Annotated in this window: 20 protein-coding genes; 19 read left to right on the forward strand and 1 reads right to left on the reverse strand. The window is 43.6% G+C overall.

The annotated features are described in order from the left end of the window. Window positions 1-40 precede the first annotated feature (40 nt). From Q3W13_RS01865 to Q3W13_RS01930, 15 genes are all read left to right on the forward strand, one after another. Window positions 41-421, forward strand: coding sequence for an NADH-quinone oxidoreductase subunit A (locus Q3W13_RS01865; RefSeq protein ID WP_302860883.1), 381 nt, complete (start codon window positions 41-43; stop codon window positions 419-421). Window positions 422-763: 342 nt separating this feature from the next. Then, entirely contained in the window at window positions 764-1,306 is a 543-nt protein-coding gene (locus Q3W13_RS01870; protein WP_302860885.1) for an NADH-quinone oxidoreductase subunit B, read from the forward strand. Then, complete coding sequence (locus Q3W13_RS01875) at window positions 1,306-1,809, forward strand: NADH-quinone oxidoreductase subunit C (RefSeq protein WP_302860886.1); 504 nt, start codon at window positions 1,306-1,308, stop codon at window positions 1,807-1,809. The genes Q3W13_RS01870 and Q3W13_RS01875 overlap by 1 nt, the downstream gene beginning before the upstream one ends. Window positions 1,810-1,814: 5 nt before the next feature. Beyond that, on the forward strand, window positions 1,815-3,026 hold the full coding sequence (locus tag Q3W13_RS01880; RefSeq protein ID WP_302860888.1) for an NADH-quinone oxidoreductase subunit D: 1,212 nt from the start codon (window positions 1,815-1,817) through the stop codon (window positions 3,024-3,026). Then, window positions 3,019-3,546, forward strand: a complete 528-nt coding sequence (gene nuoE, locus Q3W13_RS01885; protein ID WP_302860890.1) for an NAD(P)H-dependent oxidoreductase subunit E — start codon at window positions 3,019-3,021, stop codon at window positions 3,544-3,546. Before Q3W13_RS01880 ends, nuoE begins: the two co-directional genes overlap by 8 nt. After that, on the forward strand, window positions 3,546-4,910 hold the full coding sequence (gene nuoF, locus Q3W13_RS01890) for an NADH-quinone oxidoreductase subunit NuoF (RefSeq protein WP_302860892.1): 1,365 nt from the start codon (window positions 3,546-3,548) through the stop codon (window positions 4,908-4,910). Before nuoE ends, nuoF begins: the two co-directional genes overlap by 1 nt. Window positions 4,911-4,962: 52 nt before the next feature. Further along, window positions 4,963-5,172, forward strand: coding sequence for a four helix bundle protein (locus Q3W13_RS25185; protein WP_368077613.1), 210 nt, complete (start codon window positions 4,963-4,965; stop codon window positions 5,170-5,172). A gap of 259 nt (window positions 5,173-5,431) precedes the next feature. Continuing rightward, complete coding sequence (locus tag Q3W13_RS01895; RefSeq protein WP_302860894.1) at window positions 5,432-6,451, forward strand: 2Fe-2S iron-sulfur cluster-binding protein; 1,020 nt, start codon at window positions 5,432-5,434, stop codon at window positions 6,449-6,451. Continuing rightward, window positions 6,451-7,491: an NADH-quinone oxidoreductase subunit NuoH gene (nuoH, locus tag Q3W13_RS01900; RefSeq protein WP_302860895.1), complete on the forward strand. Its 1,041-nt coding sequence runs from the start codon at window positions 6,451-6,453 to the stop codon at window positions 7,489-7,491. The genes Q3W13_RS01895 and nuoH overlap by 1 nt, the downstream gene beginning before the upstream one ends. A gap of 11 nt (window positions 7,492-7,502) precedes the next feature. Next, window positions 7,503-8,000 carry an NADH-quinone oxidoreductase subunit I gene (locus tag Q3W13_RS01905; protein WP_302860897.1) on the forward strand — a complete coding sequence of 166 codons (498 nt, stop codon included), beginning with the start codon at window positions 7,503-7,505 and terminating at the stop codon, window positions 7,998-8,000. Between the two features lie 60 nt (window positions 8,001-8,060). Next, on the forward strand, window positions 8,061-8,558 hold the full coding sequence (locus Q3W13_RS01910) for an NADH-quinone oxidoreductase subunit J (RefSeq protein ID WP_302860899.1): 498 nt from the start codon (window positions 8,061-8,063) through the stop codon (window positions 8,556-8,558). Next, a complete protein-coding gene (gene nuoK / locus Q3W13_RS01915) occupies window positions 8,558-8,887 on the forward strand; it encodes an NADH-quinone oxidoreductase subunit NuoK (protein ID WP_302860901.1) in 330 nt (109 codons plus the stop codon). Before Q3W13_RS01910 ends, nuoK begins: the two co-directional genes overlap by 1 nt. 139 nt (window positions 8,888-9,026) lie before the next feature. Continuing rightward, on the forward strand, window positions 9,027-10,931 hold the full coding sequence (nuoL, locus tag Q3W13_RS01920) for an NADH-quinone oxidoreductase subunit L (protein WP_302860903.1): 1,905 nt from the start codon (window positions 9,027-9,029) through the stop codon (window positions 10,929-10,931). A gap of 26 nt (window positions 10,932-10,957) precedes the next feature. Then, complete coding sequence (locus Q3W13_RS01925; RefSeq protein WP_302860904.1) at window positions 10,958-12,421, forward strand: NuoM family protein; 1,464 nt, start codon at window positions 10,958-10,960, stop codon at window positions 12,419-12,421. Next, a complete protein-coding gene (locus Q3W13_RS01930; protein WP_302860905.1) occupies window positions 12,422-13,807 on the forward strand; it encodes an NADH-quinone oxidoreductase subunit N in 1,386 nt (461 codons plus the stop codon). 139 nt (window positions 13,808-13,946) lie between these two features. Here Q3W13_RS01930 and Q3W13_RS01935 read toward each other — a convergent pair whose 3' ends face one another. Next, window positions 13,947-15,461: a carboxypeptidase regulatory-like domain-containing protein gene (locus Q3W13_RS01935; RefSeq protein WP_302860907.1), complete on the reverse strand. Its 1,515-nt coding sequence runs from the start codon at window positions 15,459-15,461 to the stop codon at window positions 13,947-13,949. A 247-nt stretch (window positions 15,462-15,708) separates the two neighbouring features. Between Q3W13_RS01935 and Q3W13_RS01940 the strand changes: the two genes are divergently transcribed. The 4 genes from Q3W13_RS01940 (at window position 15,709) to Q3W13_RS01955 (ending at window position 19,112) form a co-directional block, all read left to right on the forward strand. Continuing rightward, a complete protein-coding gene (locus tag Q3W13_RS01940; RefSeq protein ID WP_302860909.1) occupies window positions 15,709-16,359 on the forward strand; it encodes a DedA family protein in 651 nt (216 codons plus the stop codon). Further along, window positions 16,360-16,905, forward strand: a complete 546-nt coding sequence (locus tag Q3W13_RS01945; protein WP_302860911.1) for an inorganic diphosphatase — start codon at window positions 16,360-16,362, stop codon at window positions 16,903-16,905. A 7-nt stretch (window positions 16,906-16,912) separates the two neighbouring features. Further along, window positions 16,913-18,253, forward strand: coding sequence for a hemolysin family protein (locus Q3W13_RS01950; protein WP_302860912.1), 1,341 nt, complete (start codon window positions 16,913-16,915; stop codon window positions 18,251-18,253). A 145-nt stretch (window positions 18,254-18,398) separates the two neighbouring features. Then, the gene (locus Q3W13_RS01955; RefSeq protein ID WP_302860914.1) at window positions 18,399-19,112 is read left to right on the forward strand and encodes a 16S rRNA (uracil(1498)-N(3))-methyltransferase; all 714 of its coding nucleotides are present in this window, start codon (window positions 18,399-18,401) and stop codon (window positions 19,110-19,112) included. The last annotated feature ends 59 nt before the right edge of the window (window positions 19,113-19,171 follow it).

Consider the following 19,171-nt stretch of genomic DNA (forward strand, 5'->3'; position numbering starts at 1 on the left):
GGAGGCTTTTTTATTATCATCCCGTTTGTATATTTGCACCATGGAAGTACAAAGTTTACCCGTTAATTATTTGCCTATCATTTTTCAAATGGTCGTGGCCTTAGGTTTTGTGGTTACTACTATGTTTGTTACCCACAAAATCGGTCCAAAAAGGGTTACCAAAGACAAGCTGACCCCGTTTGAGTCGGGTATCGAGGTTATCGGTAATGCACGTACCCCTATCTCCATCAAATATTTCCTGGTGGCTATCCTTTTCGTATTGTTCGACGTTGAGGTAATATTCATGTATCCCTGGGCGGTAAACTATAAAGAATTTACAGCAGCCGGCAGCAGCGGCATGATAGAGATGTTTATCTTTATGGGCACACTGTTACTGGGCTTTATCTATGTAATTAAGAAAAAGGCGCTGGATTGGGATTAGTTTTTCGTCCAGAGTCTGGCAGTTAGTAAGTCCGGATGACGGGAAAGGGCTGGGGTCTTAAAGATCACAACTAAGCTCTCGAAACAGTTCAATGAATATGCAGAATATCACTTCCGGACTTTCAATTTCCAGAACCCTGTGACTTATTAAGAATAATTCTAAATATATCCGCCTTGTTGCACAGTGTACTTTATACATTATAAAATATTGTAAATTTGTATTGTTTTATAGGCTAACTATAAACGCCTTTATTCTTGGCCGGAAATTTGTAAAAGTTACATTTCCGGTTGGCTTTCTAAAGGCTTCCGACTCATTAGGAGTGAGTTTTGTATCATATACATTATGAGTGATATTCAATTAGTTGATGCCCCCGCAGGCGTAGAAGGTGCAGGTTTCTTTGCTACTTCGCTCGACAAAGCAATAGGTATAGCACGCGCAAATTCAATGTGGCCTTTGCCGTTCGCAACATCATGCTGCGGTATAGAGTTTATGGCTACCATGGCTTCGCATTATGACCTTTCCCGTTTTGGCGCCGAGCGCTTGAGCTTTTCGCCGCGCCAGGCCGACCTGCTGATGGTAATGGGCACAATATCAAAAAAGATGGGTCCGGTTTTAAGGCAGGTTTACCTGCAAATGGCCGAACCAAGATGGGTAATGGCCGTTGGCGCATGCGCGTCGAGCGGTGGAATTTTCGATACTTATTCTGTTTTGCAGGGGATTGACGAGGTAATACCGGTTGACGTTTACGTTCCCGGCTGCCCTCCGCGCCCCGAGGCAATTATCGATGGTTTTATGCAGATACAGCAATTGGTAAAAACTGAGTCGCTGCGCCGCAGGAGCGAACCAAAATACCAGAAACTTTTAGCTTCATACGGAATACAATAATGGGCAAAATATCAAACGAAGAACTTTTAAGTAAGATTGACGCCCAGTTTCCAGGTCAGCTTACTTCGACCGGAGAGCCTTTTGGGCTGCTTACGCTCGAAACGGGACGTGAGCATATTATAGACATATTAACCTGGTTAAAGAACGACCCGGTTTTGCAGTTTATCTATCTGACTGATATTACCGCCATCCATTACCCGGAGACAGAAAAGCCGATAGGCGTTATTTATCACCTGCACAGTTTGGTGAATAACGTGCGCGTGCGTATCAAAGTATTTTTGGCGGACGGTGATACACACATCCCAACTGCTACTACACTTTGGAATGGCGCCAACTGGATGGAACGCGAGACCTACGATTTATTCGGGGTGATATTTGACGGCCATCCTGATTTACGCAGGATATTGAATGTTGACGATATGACCGCTTTCCCAATGCGCAGGGAGTATCCGCTGGAAGATCCTAACCGCGTTGATAAGAAAGATTACTTTTTTGGAAGATAACAGCTATGCAGAATCATCCTGTATTTATAGATAACGACCCGCAAAGCGAATATTCAACCCTTAACCTGGGGCCAACGCACCCGGCAACACATGGCGTGTTCCAGAATGTGCTCCAGCTGGACGGCGAGAGGATCGTGAGCGGTGTATCAACCATTGGTTATATACACCGTGCCTTCGAAAAAATTGCTGAGCACAGGCCATTTTACCAGATCACCCCGCTTACCGACAGGCTGAACTACTGCTCGTCGCCCATTAACAACATGGGCTGGCACATGACGGTAGAGAAACTGTTGGGCATACAAACACCAAAGCGCGTTGACTACCTGCGTATCATCATTATGGAACTGGCCCGCATCAGCGACCACATCATCTGCAATGGTGTATTGGGTGTTGATACCGGCGCTTTCACGGGATTCCTTTACATGATGGAACACCGTGAATCTATTTATGAAATATACGAAGAGATTTGCGGTTCGCGTTTAACAACGAACATTGGCCGTATCGGCGGTTTTGAGCGTAACTTCAATACTATCGCTTTCGCTAAGCTGCGCAAATTCTTAAAAGACTTTCCGGTAGCATTAAAAGAGTTTGAAGCACTATTTAATCGCAACCGTATATTCATTGATCGTACCAAAGATGTTGCCGCTGTAACAGCTGAGGACGCTTTAAGCTATAGCTGGAGCGGCCCGCTGCTGCGCGCTGCGGGTGTAGATTACGATGTACGGGCGATGAACCCATACTCGTCATACGAAGATTTTGATTTCGACGTACCTGTTGGTACCAACGGCGACGTTTACAACCGTTTCCTGGTGCGTAACGAGGAAATGTGGCAGAGCATTCGCCTGATTGAGCAGGCTTTGGTTAAGCTGGAGAAAGAACCTTCCCACATTTTCCATGCTGATGTTCCTGAATTCTACCTGCCTCCAAAAGAGGAGGTTTACAATAACATGGAAGCGCTTATTTATCACTTTAAAATTGTGATGGGCGAGATCGATACACCGGTTACCGAAGTTTATCATTCTGTAGAAGGCGCTAACGGCGAGCTGGGTTTCTACCTGGTGAACGATGGCGGACGGGCGCCATACCGCCTGCACTTCCGCCGGCCGAGCTTCATCAATTACCAGATGTATGCGCCAATGAGCCGCGGGATGTTATTGTCTGACGCGATTATTAACATGAGTAGTTTAAATATTATAGCCGGAGAATTAGATGCTTAGAGTTGATGAACAACAGCAAACTCCGGTTAATTTTTCGCCGGAACTGGTAGCTAAATTTGACGAGATAGTTAGCCGTTATCCCGAAGGTAAGCAAAAGTCGGCCCTGTTACCTATCCTGCACCTGGTGCAGGCTGAATACGGTTGGTTGAGCGTACCTGCCATGGATAAAGTTGCTGACTACCTGAAGATACAAGATATTGAGGTGTATGAGGTTGCTACTTTTTATACCATGTATTTTATGCGCCCCCAGGGCAAATATGTGCTGGAAGTATGCCGAACCGGGCCTTGTGGTATAGTAGGCGCCGAAAAAATAATGGATCACATTGAGCAGAAACTTGGCGTGAAGGAAGGCGAAGTTACGCCGGATGGCCTGTTTAGCTGGCGCGGTGTTGAATGCCTGGCAGCCTGCGGGTATGGCCCGGTATTGCAGATAGGACCTGAATATACTTTTTACGAGAATTTAACCAACGAATCCGTTGATAAGCTAATTGCTGATTTAAAAGCAAAGGGTAATAACTAATGGGACGCAAATTATTGTTGGAGCATATTAACGTACCAGGTATTAATACCTTTGACGTTTACCGCCAGAAAGGCGGCTATCGCTCGGTTGAAAAGGCTTTAAAAACTATGACCCCTGAGGAAATAGTTGAAGAAGTCAAAAAATCGGGTTTGCGGGGCCGCGGCGGGGCCGGTTTCCCAACCGGTATGAAATGGAGTTTTTTGGCCAAGCCCGAAGGTGTTGCCCGTTACCTGGTTTGCAACGCTGACGAGTCGGAGCCGGGTACTTTTAAAGACCGCTACCTGATGACTTACATTCCTCATGCCCTGATTGAGGGCATGATCGTGTCAAGTTTCGCTTTGGGTGCAAAGGTTTCTTATATCTACGTTCGCGGCGAGATGATGCCGCAGATACGCATCCTTGAAAAAGCCATCGCCGAAGCAAAAAATGCAGGCTTTCTCGGTAAAAATATTTTAGGCACCGGTTACGACCTTGAACTGTATGTGCAGCCGGGCGGCGGCGCTTATATCTGTGGCGAAGAAACTGCTTTGCTGGAGTCGCTGGAAGGCAAACGTGGTAACCCGCGTATCAAACCGCCATTCCCGGCTATTGCTGGTTTATATGGCTGCCCTACGGTGGTGAACAACGTTGAATCGATAGCTGCTGTAGTTCCTATTATAAACGACGGCGGAGAAGAATATGCTAAAATCGGCATCGGCCGCAGTACAGGTACCAAGCTGATATCAGCAGGTGGTAACCTGAAGAAACCGGGCGTTTACGAAATTGACCTGGGTTTGCCGGTTGAAGAATTTTTATACAGCGACGAATACTGTGGCGGTATAGCCAATGGAAAACGCCTGAAAGCGGTTGTTGCAGGCGGTTCGTCGGTACCGATCTTACCGGCTAACCTGTTTATGAAAACCGTTAACGGCGACGCCCGCCTGATGAGCTATGAATCATTAGCCGACGGTGGCTTTGTAAGCGGTACGATGATGGGTTCAGGCGGATTTATAGCTTATGACGAAGATCAGTGCATTGTGCGCAACACCTGGAACTTTACCCGTTTCTATCATCACGAAAGTTGCGGTCAGTGCTCGCCATGCCGCGAAGGTACAGGATGGATGGAAAAGGTATTGCACCGTTTAGAGCATGGTCATGGCAAAATGAGCGACATGGATTTGCTGGTTGACGTATCGAAGAAAATAGAAGGAAATACGATCTGTCCGTTGGGTGACGCAGCAGCATGGCCGGTGGCCAGTGCGATTCGCCACTTCAGGGATGAATTTGAATGGCATGTTACGCACGGTGCAGAAGCCCAAACCCGTAATTACGGGTTAGCGCATTATGCTGATCCGTTACCCAAGAAGGAAGAGACGGTAGCGTAATGGATAATAAAAATTAAAAAGTAAAAATTCAAAAATAGAAAGCTGATAGTAATTGGGTGACAAGCCTTTCGGTGTTAAACCTAGATGTTATCAATTTTCGAAAGAAACAGTTCAATTCGTAAAAGAAGCTACATATGAAAGGATCTGCTTTTCAATTTTTGACCAGGTACTAAGAAGCGGAACGTTGATAGGGGCGAATATAGCAGAGGCAAAGGCGGGAAGCTGGTTAAAGACTTTAAGAACTTTTACAATACAGCCTTAAAGTCGGCTAATGAAACAAAATACTGGCTGTGACTGATTAGAGATACTCTAAATACAGGTGTCAGCACAGATGAAATAAATAAATTTATAAGCGAAGCTGATGAATTGTCAAAGATCATTGCTTCGATAATTATTAATCTTCAAAAGTAAAGGGCTTTAAAATTTAAAAGTAAAAACTAAAAATTAAGAAGAACGCGATGCTGCTCAGCTCCATCGGGTTTTGATTTTTTAATTCTGGCTTTTTGCTTTTGATTTTCCCAATGGCTTTTGACTTTTTAATTAAAATGAAAGTAACAATAGATGGCATTGCCATTGACGTAGAACCAGGAACAACCATACTGAATGCCGCAAGGCAGATAGGTGGTGACATTGTTCCGCCTGCTATGTGCTATTACTCGAAGCTGGAAGGTAGCGGCGGTAAATGCCGTACCTGTTTGGTAAAGGTGAGTAAGGGCTCTGAAAAAGATCCCCGCCCTATGCCGAAGTTAGTAGCATCGTGCCGTACCACAGTGATGGATGGAATGGAAGTGCAGAATATTACCTCACCTGAGGTAATAGAGGCGCGTAAAGGGATAGTGGAGATACTACTGCTGAACCACCCGCTGGATTGCCCGATTTGCGACCAGGCCGGCGAGTGCGACCTGCAGAATCTTGGCTTCGAACATGGCGCCGCCAAAACCCGCTACGAGTTTGACCGCCGTACATTTGAGAAGATTGATATCGGTGATAAAATACAGTTGCACATGACGCGCTGCATACTTTGTTACCGCTGCGTGTTTACTGCCGACCAGATAACAGACCACCGCATACATGGTATCCTTAATCGCGGCGACCATTCTGAAATATCAACGTATATTCATGCAGCTGTTGATAACGACTTCTCCGGAAACGTAATTGACGTTTGCCCGGTAGGCGCTTTGACTGACAAAACTTTCCGCTTTAAGAACCGTGTATGGTTCACCAAACCTGTAGACGCTCACCGCGATTGCGACCATGAAAAGTGCAATGGTAAGGTTACTCTCTGGTATAAAGGCGAAGACGTATTGCGTGTAACAGCGCGAAAAGATCAATATGGCGAAGTTGAGGAGTTCATTTGCAACACCTGCCGCTTTGATAAAAAGAAAACTTCGGACTGGGTGATAGATGGCCCGCGCCATATTGCTAACAACTCTGTTATTAGTGCAAATCACTACGATTTTGTGCCGCTGCCGGTTGTTAAAACCAACCCGGTACTGATTGAAGCCAATAAAGAACAATTTGAAAGGGACACACGGTTATAATGGGAACTGCAGAAATTATAATTAAGATCGTATTGGTAGTGATTGTGTTCGCTATCAGCCTGGTTATTGCCATGTATTCAACCTATGCTGAGCGTAAGATCGCAGCATTTTTGCAGGACAGGGTAGGCCCTAACCGCGCGGGGCCATGGGGCATTTTACAGCCTTTGGCAGATGGCGGCAAGATGTTCCTGAAAGAAGAGATCATCCCGACAAATGCTAATACATTTTTGTTTATAGCAGGCCCTTCGCTCGCTATCATGACGGCTTGTATCGGCTCCGCAGTAATTCCCTGGGGGCAGAAGTTAACAATTGGCAGCTATACCTTTGACTTACAGATAGCCGACATCAATGTAGGCATCCTGTATATCTTCGGGGTAGTATCGCTGGGCGTTTATGGAATTATGATAGGCGGCTGGGCGTCAAATAACAAATATTCGTTGTTAGGCGCAATCCGTGCGGCATCACAGAATATCAGCTACGAAATTGCGATGGGCTTATCTATTATCGCCCTGTTGATGACTACCGGTACATTAAGCCTCGGCCACATTGCTGCACAACAGCATGGCTTCTGGAACGGTCATTATTTCAGCTGGAATGTTTTTAGTCAGCCGCTGGGTTTCCTGATATTTTTGGTATGTGCGTTTGCCGAAACCAACCGCTCGCCATTTGACTTGCCTGAATGCGAAACTGAGCTGGTAGGCGGCTATCACACGGAATACTCATCAATGAAACTTGGCTTTTACCTGTTCGCCGAATACATCAACATGTTTGTGTCGTCGGCAGTAATGGCTACGCTATACTTTGGCGGTTACAACTTCCCCTTCATGGACTTGATCCACTCACAAAACCTGGTTACCATCTTAGGTACAGTGTTTTTGTTTGGTAAGGTGTTTTTGTTCATCTTCTTTTTCATGTGGGTGCGCTGGACTATTCCGCGTTTCCGCTACGACCAGCTGATGGACCTGGGCTGGAAAGTGCTGATACCGCTGGCGATCGCCAATATAATTATTACAGGCGTGGTTATGCAGTTTATTAAATAAGGATCGATAGAATGGAATCATTAAGTAATAAAAAGAAATTAGTTGAATCGAAGCCGCTTAACTTTTTAGAGCGGGCTTACCTGCCGGCTATTGCCAAGGGCTTAGGTATTACGATTAAGCACTTTTTCAAAAAGCCGGTTACCATCAGCTATCCTGAAGAAAAACGCGAGTATTCGGAAAACTTCCGCGGCATGCACTCGCTTAAACGCGATGAGAATGGTAAAGAACGCTGCACCGCCTGCGGGTTGTGTGCACTTTCGTGCCCGGCGGAAGCCATCACTATGATAGCTGCAGAGCGTCAGAAAGGTGAGGAACATTTGTATCGCGAGGAAAAATATGCAGCCGTTTACGAGATCAATATGTTACGCTGCATTTTCTGCGGATTGTGTGAAGAAGCATGCCCTAAAGAGGCTATATACCTAGACGGCCCGCACGTACCATCAGACTATTTAAGGAAGGATTTTATTTACGGTAAAGACAAATTAGTAGAAGCTCCCTTAAATCAATAAAGAAGTTTTATACCTTTGCCCTGCTCTTTTACGGGGTAAAGGTATTTTGAAATATAAACCATGAGTACATTTTACTTCATCGCATTTCTGTCTATATTTTTCTCCATCCTGGTTATCACTGCCAGGAATCCCGTACATAGCATCCTGTACCTGATTCTAACTTTTTTTACGTTCACCATCCACTATATTTTAATGAACGCCCAGTTTTTGGCGATAGTTAACTTTATAGTATATATGGGAGCGATCCTCGTCCTTTTCCTGTATACGCTGATGCTGATCAACCTGAATAAGGAGTCGGAGCCGCGCAAATCAAACCTGGTTAAAATTGCAGGATTTATAGGCGGTGCATGCTTTTTAATAACCATAGTAGCTGCACTTAAAGCCTTTAAAATGTCAGATTCGGTGGTTACGCAGAACAACGATCTCGGTTTGGTAAAAAATCTTGGTAAAATATTGTTCAACGAATTTTTATTGCCATTTGAAATTTCGTCGGTATTGCTGCTTTCGGCAATGGTAGGCGCTGTTTTACTGGCGACTAAAGACCCAAAAGCAGCATAATGGAAACACTAACAAAAACAATACACGGCATCCCGTTGAACCATTACATCATGCTGTGTGCAATAATCTTTTCGATAGGTGTAATCGGGGTTTTGATACGCCGCAATGCCATCGTAATATTTATGTCGGTTGAGCTGATGCTAAATTCGGTTAACCTGCTGCTTACCGCTTTCTCTGTTTACCGCGGGGACGCTACCGGGCAGGTTTTCGTTTTTTTTATCATGGCCCTGGCGGCCGCCGAAGTAGCTGTTGGTTTGGCCATTATCGTGATGATTTATCGCAACACAAACTCGATAGACATTAACGTGCTGAACAGGTTGAAATGGTAAAAGTGAAGCCCCGGCTTCCTAAATGGAAGCAGGAAAGGGGCTGACGATTAATAGTAAATTATAATAATAACAAAATTCTATCCCAGATTCAGGAAATAGAAAATAAAAAATTCCCCCTTTAGGGGGCTAGGGGGCATAAATGGACAAATATATCTGGCTTATTCCTGTTTTACCGTTGGCCGGTTTTATCATTAACGGTATTGGCCGCAATACCTTATCAAAAGGGGTTATCGGCTTTATCGGTAGCTTGATGGTAATGGTTTCATTTGCGATAAGCGTAGGCTTATTTTTCGAGGTGAAGTCGGCGGGCCATGGTTTTGATGTGAAGCTGTTCGACTGGTTTGCTGCCGGCAGTGTTCATGTATCCTTCGCGTTCCTGGTCGATCAGCTTAGTTCAATAATGCTGCTGATCATAACAGGTGTGGGGTTTTTAATCCATGTTTATTCAGCAGGTTACATGCATGATGACGCGGGCTTCGGTAAATTCTTCGCTTACCTCAACCTGTTTATCTTCTTTATGTTGCTGTTGGTGATGGGCTCAAACTACCTGGTAATGTTTATTGGCTGGGAAGGTGTGGGGCTTTGCTCATACCTGCTTATCGGTTTCTGGTACACCAATCCGGATTATGCAGATGCGGCTAAAAAGGCATTTGTGATGAACCGCATTGGCGACCTTGGTTTTATCCTTGGTATATTTCTGCTGATCATCTTTTTTGGCAGCACCGCATTTGCTGACATCTTCCCAAAAGCAGCAAACAAAGAATTTGCAGGCGTTCCTTTTACGTTAATCACTATCCTTCTTTTTGTGGGAGCGGTTGGTAAATCGGCGCAGTTGCCATTATTTACATGGTTACCTGATGCGATGGCGGGTCCAACACCGGTTTCTGCGCTGATACACGCGGCAACCATGGTTACTGCAGGCGTCTACATGATTGCCCGCTCCAACATCCTCTTCACATTAGCGCCGGTTACAATGCATATAGTGGCTGTTATCGGTTTAACTACAGCCGTGATCGCGGCTTTAATAGCTTTAACACAAACTGATATTAAAAAGGTCCTTGCCTACTCAACCGTATCTCAGTTGGGGTATATGTTTTTAGGTTTGGGTGTAGGTGCCTATACGGGGGCTTTCTTCCACGTTTTAACCCACGCTTTCTTTAAGGCATTATTATTCCTTGGTGCAGGTTCTGTAATCCACGCAGTAAGCGGCGAGCAGGACATGCGCAACATGGGGGGCTTAAAAGGTAAGCTTAAAATTACTTTTATAACCATGCTTATTGGTACGCTGGCAATATCCGGCATACCGCCATTTGCCGGTTTCTTCTCTAAAGACGAAATCTTGGCACACACCTTTATGCACAGCACGCCTATGTATATAATTGGTGTGGTAACCGCCATGTTCACGGCCTTTTACATGTTCCGTATGCTTTACCTTACTTTTTACGGTAAATTTCGCGGTACACATGAGCAGGAGCACCACCTGCATGAGTCGCCAGCATCAATGACTATTCCTTTAGCGGTATTGGCAGTGCTATCAATTGCCGCTGGCTTCATTGGTGTTCCGGAAGTATTGGGCGGACATCATGCACTTGGCCAGTTCCTCGCCCCGGTTTTCGCAAAATCCGCACCGTTGCTGGTAGCACCTGAATTATCAAAAGCCACAGAAATAACTTTAATGTGTGTATCTGTCGGTGCGGCGCTTATTGCTATTCTTTACGCTTATGTTAAATACGTTAAAAATTCGCATGTGCCGGTTCGGGATGGCGAGGAGCGCCCGGCATTGATTGACATATCTTATCATAAGTTTTATATCGATGAACTGTATGATGCTATTATACGCAAGCCGCTCGACGCATTGTCTGACTTTTTCTATAAGGTAGTCGACCGCATGGGTATTGATGGTATTGTTAACGGCTTAGGTAAGGGCACCATGGAAACCAGCAAGGGTCTGCGTCTGCTGCAAACAGGTAACGTAGGATTTTATATATTCATGATGGTAATAGGTATCATATCGATATTGATGTACATTTTAACTAAAGCATAAAGAACGATTAGCGTTTACAACATAAAATGACGGTTAGTATTTTAATTTTTTTGCCGGTAATTGCTGCTCTGGTAGTCCTGCTGTTTAAAAACGGAACGGCTAAGCACGCGGCGTTAACTTTTTCCGTTGCCGAGCTGGCAATAGCCTTATACTTCTTATCTAAATTTGTACCTGACGCAACTACCCAGTTTAGAGTTGACATGCCATGGATACCTAAAATGGGAGTGTATTTCACCGCCGGTATAGATGGCATCAGCATGATATTGGTATTGCTTACAACGATACTTGTTCCGTTGATCATATTAACAACCTACAAACATCAGTATAAAAATGAAGGCGCATTTTATGCCCTGATATTATTTATGCAGGCAGGTATGTTAGTGGTATTTACTGCGCTGGATGGTTTTTTATTTTATGTGGGATGGGAAGCTGCATTGATACCAATATACTTCATTTGCTCCTTGTGGGGCGGAGAAAACCGCATCCGGGTAACACTGAAATTCTTCATTTATACATTTTCAGGATCGTTGTTTATGCTGCTGGCTATAATTTACCTGTACCTGCAGTCGCCATCAAACACATATAACCTGTTCGATTTTTATAAACTCAGCCTCGATGCGCATCATCAGGCGTTTGTATTCTGGGCGTTTTTCCTGGCCTTTGCCATAAAGATGCCGGTATTCCCGCTTCATACCTGGCAGCCGGATACGTACACCGAAGCGCCTTCTGCCGGTACTATGATGTTATCGGGTATTATGCTGAAGATGGGTGTTTATGGTGTTATCCGCTGGATGATACCGAATGCGCCGCTCGGCTTTTTCGACTGGCAGAGCATGACCATCATGCTTTCGGTTATCGGTATAGGGTACGCATCTATCATCGCGTTTAAACAAAATGATGGTAAGCGTTTAGTGGCTTATTCGTCTATTGCTCACGTTGGCTTAATTGCCGCCGGTATATTTGTATTTACTATAGAAGGTTTGCAAGGCGCCATGATACAGATGCTAAGCCATGGGATCAACGTAGTCGGAATGTTCTTTATCTGGGATATAATCAGCAGGCGTTTAAATACCCGCCAGCTCAGTGATTTGGGTGGTATAGCTAAAGTAGCCCCCAAATTTGCGGTTGCGTTTTTAATTATCGTGCTTGGCACTGTGGCCCTGCCCCTTACCAACGGTTTCGTAGGAGAGTTCTTATTGCTAAGCAGCGTATTTCAGTGGAATATCTGGATGGTTACCGCTGCGGGCCTGACGATGATATTTGGTGCGGTTTATATGCTGCGTATGTACAAAAAAGTAATGCATGGCCCTACCAATGATCTTACGATAACCTTTATTGACATCAGCGGCTCAGAAACCATTGCACTTTCTGTTATTTGCGCCCTGATTATAATTATCGGTATTTACCCGCAGCCCATCCTTCATATATCTGAGGCTTCGGTTACTCACCTGTTTAATGTAGTGTACCCTAAATTCCCGCAACTCAAATAAATGAATACTTTAATTATCATATCGGTTTTACCTATCCTGCTTTTGTACTTAGGTTTATACAAGGCCCATAAAGCTTTGTTGCCGGTTACGGTTATCGGGCTGTTAGCAGCATTAGGGTGTGCTATTGGTCAGTGGAACAGTAATGCCGTGCCGATTTATCATGGCATGATGCTGTTTGATAATTTTTCAGTGGCTTTTTCAACCATTACCATCATAACAACTGTTCTGATCATATTCCTGTCAAGGGGTTATTTCGAAAGAATAAGCACGCACGTTGCCGAGTATTATGCTATTATGTTGTTTTCGCTGGCAGGAATAATTGCTATGGTTTCGTTCTATAACCTTACCATGCTGTTTATTGGTATCGAAATCATGTCTGTAAGCCTTTATATTTTGGCGGGTATTAAAAAAAGCGATTTTTCTTCAAACGAAGCTGCGTTAAAATACTTCCTGATGGGGGCATTTTCCACCGGTTTCCTGCTGTTGGGTATCACCTTAATCTACGGCTCTACGGGCTCATTTAGTCTTGAGGCTATCAGCAACTGGGTATTGGATCATCCGCACGCAAACGATATTACTCCTATGTTTTATACAGGCGTGCTGCTGATCATCGTTGGCCTTTGCTTTAAAGTTGGCGCAGCGCCATTCCATTTCTGGACTCCCGACGTGTACGAAGGTTCACCAACACTGATAACGGCTTTTATGTCCACGGTGGTTAAAACTGCTGGCTTTGCCGCGTTCCTGCGTTTATTCTCTGCCTGCTTTGCACCGCTTTCCGACTTCTGGGCGCCGGTGTTACTGGCAATTACTGTCGCTACATTATTTATTGGAAACATAACCGCATTATACCAACATAGCTTTAAGCGCATGCTGGCATTTTCGAGTATATCACATGCTGGTTACTTGTTATTTGCTATCGTGGCTTTGGGGGCAAGTTCAGGAAGCTCGGTGCTTACTTACGCGGCCGCTTATTCTATTGCCTCGATAATTGCATTTGGCGCTTTAATTTTAGTACAGCAGCAGTCAGGCAGCGACAGTTTTGAAAGCTTCAATGGCCTGGGCAAAAAGAACCCATTCCTGGCATTGGTTGTCACCATCGCAATGCTTTCATTGGCCGGTATCCCGTTAACCGCAGGTTTTATTGGTAAGTTTTACATGTTCACTACAGCGTTAAAGCATTACCAGGTATGGTTGGTTATTTTGGCAGTGGTAAATGCAATCATCAGCATCTTCTATTATTTCAGGGTAATCGTAGCGATGTACTTCCGCGATGCAGAACGTACCGAGTTGGTAGTACCTGTTTATTACAAGCTAGTGCTGGGCTTTTCTGCGCTGGCTACAATTCTGATAGGAGTTTATCCGGAAGTTATTTCGAAGTTTTTTTAAGAACAATATTTGCAGAGACGGAGTAATGTCCGTCTCTACACTTGGAAATGTCTTTTTGTAATCTGTCAACCAAAGACACAACCAATAATACCATATCACGGCTACAATCTACTCTTCTCTAATATCCGATCGTCAATCTCTAATCTCCAACCTTATACCGATACACTTGCCTGCCTAAATTGCCATCTGCATCAATACCCTCAATTACTATTCGGTAAGTTCCTTTGCTATCTGCATTAAAATAGTCAAATAAAGCTGTTCCATTTTTATCAATCCTGATGTCCGGGTTCCAGAAAATTGTACTGCGCAAGTCGATCATTTGTTTATTTAGGTTCGGGCTATCATACCGGGGAGAGTAAAATTCGCGTGCTTTATAAAATCCTTTTGGCATAAAGCTTATTACGCCAGGCGCGTACCGGTAGTAATTCTTTTCTTTTCGACCTGGCTTGGTTGTTACTATCAGCATTCCCGAAGCACCACGACTGCCGTAGATGGCGCTGGAGTGTGGGCCCATTAATACCTCTACGGCATCAACATCGGTTGGATCTAAATCATTAGCAACGTCATAATCTACAAAATTTCCATCCACCACAATTTGCATTGGATCCGGGAGAATGGAAGATTTTGTCATGTCCATGCCACCAAGTCGTCTAACGTACATCATGGTTTGGTTGAGTTTTTTTATAAAAACAATACCGGTCAGTTTGGCTTGCAAACAATCTAAGAGTTTCCCGCATGCCAGCGTTTCCAAATCCTTGGCAGTTACGACCTGGTCGGCATTACCTTTCCCGTTTAAATTTTGTGATTGTTGCAGCTCCTTGGTTAATTTCTTGTCCTTTACCACGACTTCTTTTAGCATCAATGTTTTTTTATTAATCCCGTATTTCTTTTGTTCCTGGTAAAACAATCTCTCATTCGTCAAAAAAATCGATGTATCAGTCAAAAAGTTGAGAGCGCTGGTTGAGCTTTTTTCGCATGTTATCGGCGGACTTATTATGTTGTCAAGGTCAAGTACCACATTATCCTGGCCTTTGGTTACTTTAGCTTGCACTACAAATTTTACACTATCTCCAAAAATTAAATTCGGAAAAACAAACTTTCCATTCGCATTGGTCAATGTATCCATTAAGAATGGTCCGCCCGACTTGCTGAATAACGTTACTTTAGCACCGGAAATAGGCCTACCACCGGCAGTTTTAACGTTGCCCGATACTTCCAGGGCTTTTTCGGGTTTAAAAGCCGTGGTTGGCAGGCTTTCGGTCAATACTTTTTTCCAGCTGAATTGCCGGTAGCCTTGTGTCAACATTAAAACATCAAGGTCGGCATTGGTTTTTTTAGTAACATTTGTAAAGTAATAATTTGGTTGCTCTATAGCACCTTTCAGTTCGGAGGTTAATAATAAATTGGATAGGATTGTGTTTTCACCGGGTTCATTTACCGGCACTTTGGTTTCATCAGTGACCGCAACCGAAAAGCTACCTGCTGTTATTTTTTTATAATTTTTGTTTTTCACGGTAAGCTTTATGTTCACCTTTTGCCTTGCGGCGTAGCTTTCCTTTGCGTCAATATCTAATTTAAGCTGGTCATTATTATTAATAAACGCCAAACGCTCGTTTAGCGGCTCACCGAAAGGGCTAAACAGCGTGAACTGCACTATACCGGTTGGAAATTTATTAACTCTTTTTTAATTTCTTTCGTTTCATTTATACCGCACTAGATTTGAAGGAACAAACAGGTAGCTCAGAACGAATATTTGAGAGTTGGGCCGTTTTATTAGTTATTGTTGCTGTGATTAATTTAAGTTAGATCAAAGTTCACAAAAGATAAGTACTTCTTATAATAAGAATGGTAACAGATGTATTACATATTCACAAATATATTAGTAGTTTTACAGGTACAGCATGGATAACTTTTGGGACCACCTATATAATTTAACTGAGGCCAAATACATCATCAGCGTAGGTTTTTACTTTTTGCTGGTAGTAGTATTTGCTGAAACCGGTTTGTTTTTTGGGTTTTTCCTTCCCGGCGATTACCTCTTATTTCTTTCAGGCCTGTTGTGTTCGAGCGGGAAGCTTGATGTGTCTATTTTTACATTAGTTGTATCACTCGTCGCATCGGGAGTTCTGGGTAATTATACAGGTTATTGGTTTGGCTACCGAACGGGGCCTAAACTCTTTAACAAAAATAATTCGCTGTTCTTTAAGCAGCGTTACGTAAAGCTTGCTGAAGCTTTTTATACAAAATATGGGGGCATGGCGCTGGTATTAGGCAGATTTTTTCCAATAATTAGAACTTTTGCACCTATCTTTGCAGGAGTTGTTAAAGTCGACCTTAGAAAATTTACGATTTATAACCTTATCGGCTGCGTTGCCTGGGTTTGTACATTTACCTTAAGTGGTTACTTCCTTGGCCGCAGATACCCTCAGCTAAAGGATTACATGGAATATATCGTTGTCGGGTTGATAATAATTACAACAATTCCGCTGGTTATTGCTTTAATAAAGCAAATGGTTTCCAAGCGAAGCGTTAAAGAGTTAAATGAGAATTAAATGAGCACACAACATCCCTGGCACCAGGTTTCACCCGGAGACGATACCCCTGAAATTGTAAACGCAATAATAGAAATCCCTAAAGGCTCAAAAGCCAAATACGAAATCGATAAAGAGTCAGGCCTGCTAAAACTCGACCGTGTGTTGTTTTCTTCGGTAATGTATCCTGCAAATTATGGATTTATTCCGCAAACCTATTGCGACGATCATGATCCGCTTGATATATTGGTTTTATGTTCGATCGATGTATTCCCTATGTCCATTATTGAGGCAAAGGTGGTAGGCGTAATGCACATGGTTGACAATGGCGAGCAGGATGACAAGATTATTGCAGTTGCAAAAAACGATATGTCGGTTAATTACATTAACGACCTGGCCGAATTGCCGCCGCATGCTATGACAGAGATTGTTCGTTTCTTTAAAGACTATAAGAAGCTGGAGGGTAAAAACGTGACTATTGAGCATTTACTTGGCAAGCGTTATGCCTATAAAGTGATAAAAGAAAGTCTGGAACTGTATAAAAGTACCTTTCCGGTTTATCAATAATTAATATATGGACCCCGGGCGAGAAATAAACGGTTTATATATATTCCTAACCTTTTTCCTGGTGCTGCTTAACGGCTTTTTTGTAGCCGCGGAATTTGCTATGGTTCGGGTGCGAGGGTCGCAGATCGAGCTAAAGGTAAAATCAGGCAGCCGTATGGCTAAGCTTACGCGAAGCATTATGGGTAACCTTGATGGTTATCTGGCGGCAACACAATTGGGTATAACCATTGCATCATTGGCACTGGGTGTTATTGGCGAGGGCGTATTCACAAACGTCGTTCTTAAAATATTTACCTGGTTCGGCTATGATAATCCATCGAACATACTGGTTAATATAAGCCACGTGCTTGCATTTGTGTTTATTACTTTTATTAGTATAATTTTCGGTGAACTTGCACCCAAAAATATCGCAATACAGCGATCAATGCGAACCGCTCTTGCCGTTTCAGCACCATTGCAGGTGTTTTTTGTGGTTTTTAGGCCACTCATAACCATCTTAAATTATTTTGCTACAGCAATCTTACGCCTGATGGGGATCAAACAGGTGGAAGGGGGTGAATCGCACCACAGTTCCGAGGAGCTTCAATACCTGCTTGAACAGGGCAAGGAAACCGGAGCGCTCGACTCTAATGAACATGAGTTGATTCAAAATGTGTTTGATTTTAATGAGCGCGTGGTAAAAAACATTATGGTGCCGCGTACTAAAATATCAGGTGTTGATGTAAGTACGCCTAAGGACGAATTAGTACAGACAATCATATCCGAAGGCTACTCGCGAATGCCGGTTTATGATGATGTTATAGACAAGATAATTGGCATCGTTCACGCAAAGGATATCCTGCCTTTACTGGCCAGCAATCAGGATTTTCAGCTGCGCGATATTATCCGGAAACCCTACTTCGTTCCGGAAACAAAAAAAATTAACGACCTGATGGCTGAGCTGCAGCAAAAACGCATACAGATAGCGATTGTGTCTGATGAATTTGGCGGTACCGCAGGTATGGTGACCCTTGAAGATATAGTTGAAGAGTTGGTAGGCGAGATTCAGGACGAATACGACGAAGAGAAGCCAATAGTTGAACGGGTAAACGATCGCGAGTTCATTGTGAATGCACTGGCGCCGATTTATGACGTGAATGAACATCTTCCGCATGATTTGCCGGAAGATGGTGACTTTGATACCGTATCCGGCTGGTTAGGTGATATCTTTGGCAAGATACCGGACGTCGGCGAGCAAAAGGAATCCAATGGTTACAATATCACGGTCCTTAAAAAATCAGACCAAAACATCGAGTCGGTTAAGCTGGAGTTGCTTATCAGCGAAGATGATACAGTGGATTTGCATTGATTGGTTTACAGGATCATAACGAACTGTCGCTTATCTTCATAGTCGCCTTTTGGGGCTTTTAGCATTCGCCTTTCAGCTTTAATCTCTGCAATTAGGATAATTCCACAATACCTTTTAGCTTTACGCTTTCAGCTTTCACCTCAAAATGCATCTATTTTATACTCCCGGCATTAATCCTTTACATAAACAATTTTTTTTGGATGAAGAGGAGAGTAAGCATGCCATACGTGTGATGCGCCTGCAAAAGGACGACGAAGTGCAGCTCATAGATGGTAAGGGCGGCCTTTATGTGGCGGCTATTATAGATCCGCATCCTAAACGCACTATCCTCGAAATAAAGTCTGTTATTAACGGGTATCGCAAGCGAAATCACTATTTGCACGTCGCCATCGCTCCGACAAAAAACATTGAACGGATCGAATGGTTTTTGGAAAAAGCTACCGAAATAGGGATTGATGAAATATCATTCTTAATTTGCCAGCGTTCCGAACGCAAGGAGGTAAAGACCGGGAGATTGAATAAGATAATCACCTCTGCCATGAAACAATCATTAAAGGCCTATCATCCTGTGCTAAATGAGGCTGTTGCCTTTAACCGCTTTATTGCAAACGCTTTTAACGGGCAAAAATTTATTGCGCATTGCGAGGAGGGCAACAAAGTAAGTCTGCGTAATGAACTGCAATTGCAAAGCCGCAGTTTAATACTGATAGGTCCCGAAGGTGACTTTACACTTGATGAAGTAGATATCGCATTAAAAAATCAGTATAAAGCCATAACTTTAGGGGAAAGTCGTTTAAGAACAGAGACGGCCGCCCTGGAGGCATGTTTCGAGGTGAATTTTTTGAATAGGGTTGATTAGCTAAAGCTTTATAATGTCTGAAGGTATAACAAAAATTATTGGTGGAGTGGCTATGGAAA

The sequence above is a fragment of the Mucilaginibacter sp. L3T2-6 genome, from assembly GCF_030519355.1.
Classification (GTDB): Bacteria; Bacteroidota; Bacteroidia; order Sphingobacteriales; family Sphingobacteriaceae; genus Mucilaginibacter.

What these genes read in the sequence shown, in the direction of transcription:
- Q3W13_RS01865 (WP_302860883.1), top strand. Translation starts at nt 41, where the DNA reads ATGGAAGTACAAAGTTTACCCGTTAATTATTTGCCTATCATTTTTCAA.
- Q3W13_RS01870 (WP_302860885.1), top strand. Translation starts at nt 764, where the DNA reads ATGAGTGATATTCAATTAGTTGATGCCCCCGCAGGCGTAGAAGGTGCA.
- Q3W13_RS01875 (WP_302860886.1), top strand. Translation starts at nt 1,306, where the DNA reads ATGGGCAAAATATCAAACGAAGAACTTTTAAGTAAGATTGACGCCCAG.
- Q3W13_RS01880 (WP_302860888.1), top strand. Translation starts at nt 1,815, where the DNA reads ATGCAGAATCATCCTGTATTTATAGATAACGACCCGCAAAGCGAATAT.
- nuoE (WP_302860890.1), top strand. Translation starts at nt 3,019, where the DNA reads ATGCTTAGAGTTGATGAACAACAGCAAACTCCGGTTAATTTTTCGCCG.
- nuoF (WP_302860892.1), top strand. Translation starts at nt 3,546, where the DNA reads ATGGGACGCAAATTATTGTTGGAGCATATTAACGTACCAGGTATTAAT.
- Q3W13_RS01895 (WP_302860894.1), top strand. Translation starts at nt 5,432, where the DNA reads ATGGCTTTTGACTTTTTAATTAAAATGAAAGTAACAATAGATGGCATT.
- nuoH (WP_302860895.1), top strand. Translation starts at nt 6,451, where the DNA reads ATGGGAACTGCAGAAATTATAATTAAGATCGTATTGGTAGTGATTGTG.
- Q3W13_RS01905 (WP_302860897.1), top strand. Translation starts at nt 7,503, where the DNA reads ATGGAATCATTAAGTAATAAAAAGAAATTAGTTGAATCGAAGCCGCTT.
- Q3W13_RS01910 (WP_302860899.1), top strand. Translation starts at nt 8,061, where the DNA reads ATGAGTACATTTTACTTCATCGCATTTCTGTCTATATTTTTCTCCATC.
- nuoK (WP_302860901.1), top strand. Translation starts at nt 8,558, where the DNA reads ATGGAAACACTAACAAAAACAATACACGGCATCCCGTTGAACCATTAC.
- nuoL (WP_302860903.1), top strand. Translation starts at nt 9,027, where the DNA reads ATGGACAAATATATCTGGCTTATTCCTGTTTTACCGTTGGCCGGTTTT.
- Q3W13_RS01925 (WP_302860904.1), top strand. Translation starts at nt 10,958, where the DNA reads ATGACGGTTAGTATTTTAATTTTTTTGCCGGTAATTGCTGCTCTGGTA.
- Q3W13_RS01930 (WP_302860905.1), top strand. Translation starts at nt 12,422, where the DNA reads ATGAATACTTTAATTATCATATCGGTTTTACCTATCCTGCTTTTGTAC.
- Q3W13_RS01940 (WP_302860909.1), top strand. Translation starts at nt 15,709, where the DNA reads ATGGATAACTTTTGGGACCACCTATATAATTTAACTGAGGCCAAATAC.
- Q3W13_RS01945 (WP_302860911.1), top strand. Translation starts at nt 16,360, where the DNA reads ATGAGCACACAACATCCCTGGCACCAGGTTTCACCCGGAGACGATACC.
- Q3W13_RS01950 (WP_302860912.1), top strand. Translation starts at nt 16,913, where the DNA reads ATGGACCCCGGGCGAGAAATAAACGGTTTATATATATTCCTAACCTTT.
- Q3W13_RS01955 (WP_302860914.1), top strand. Translation starts at nt 18,399, where the DNA reads ATGCATCTATTTTATACTCCCGGCATTAATCCTTTACATAAACAATTT.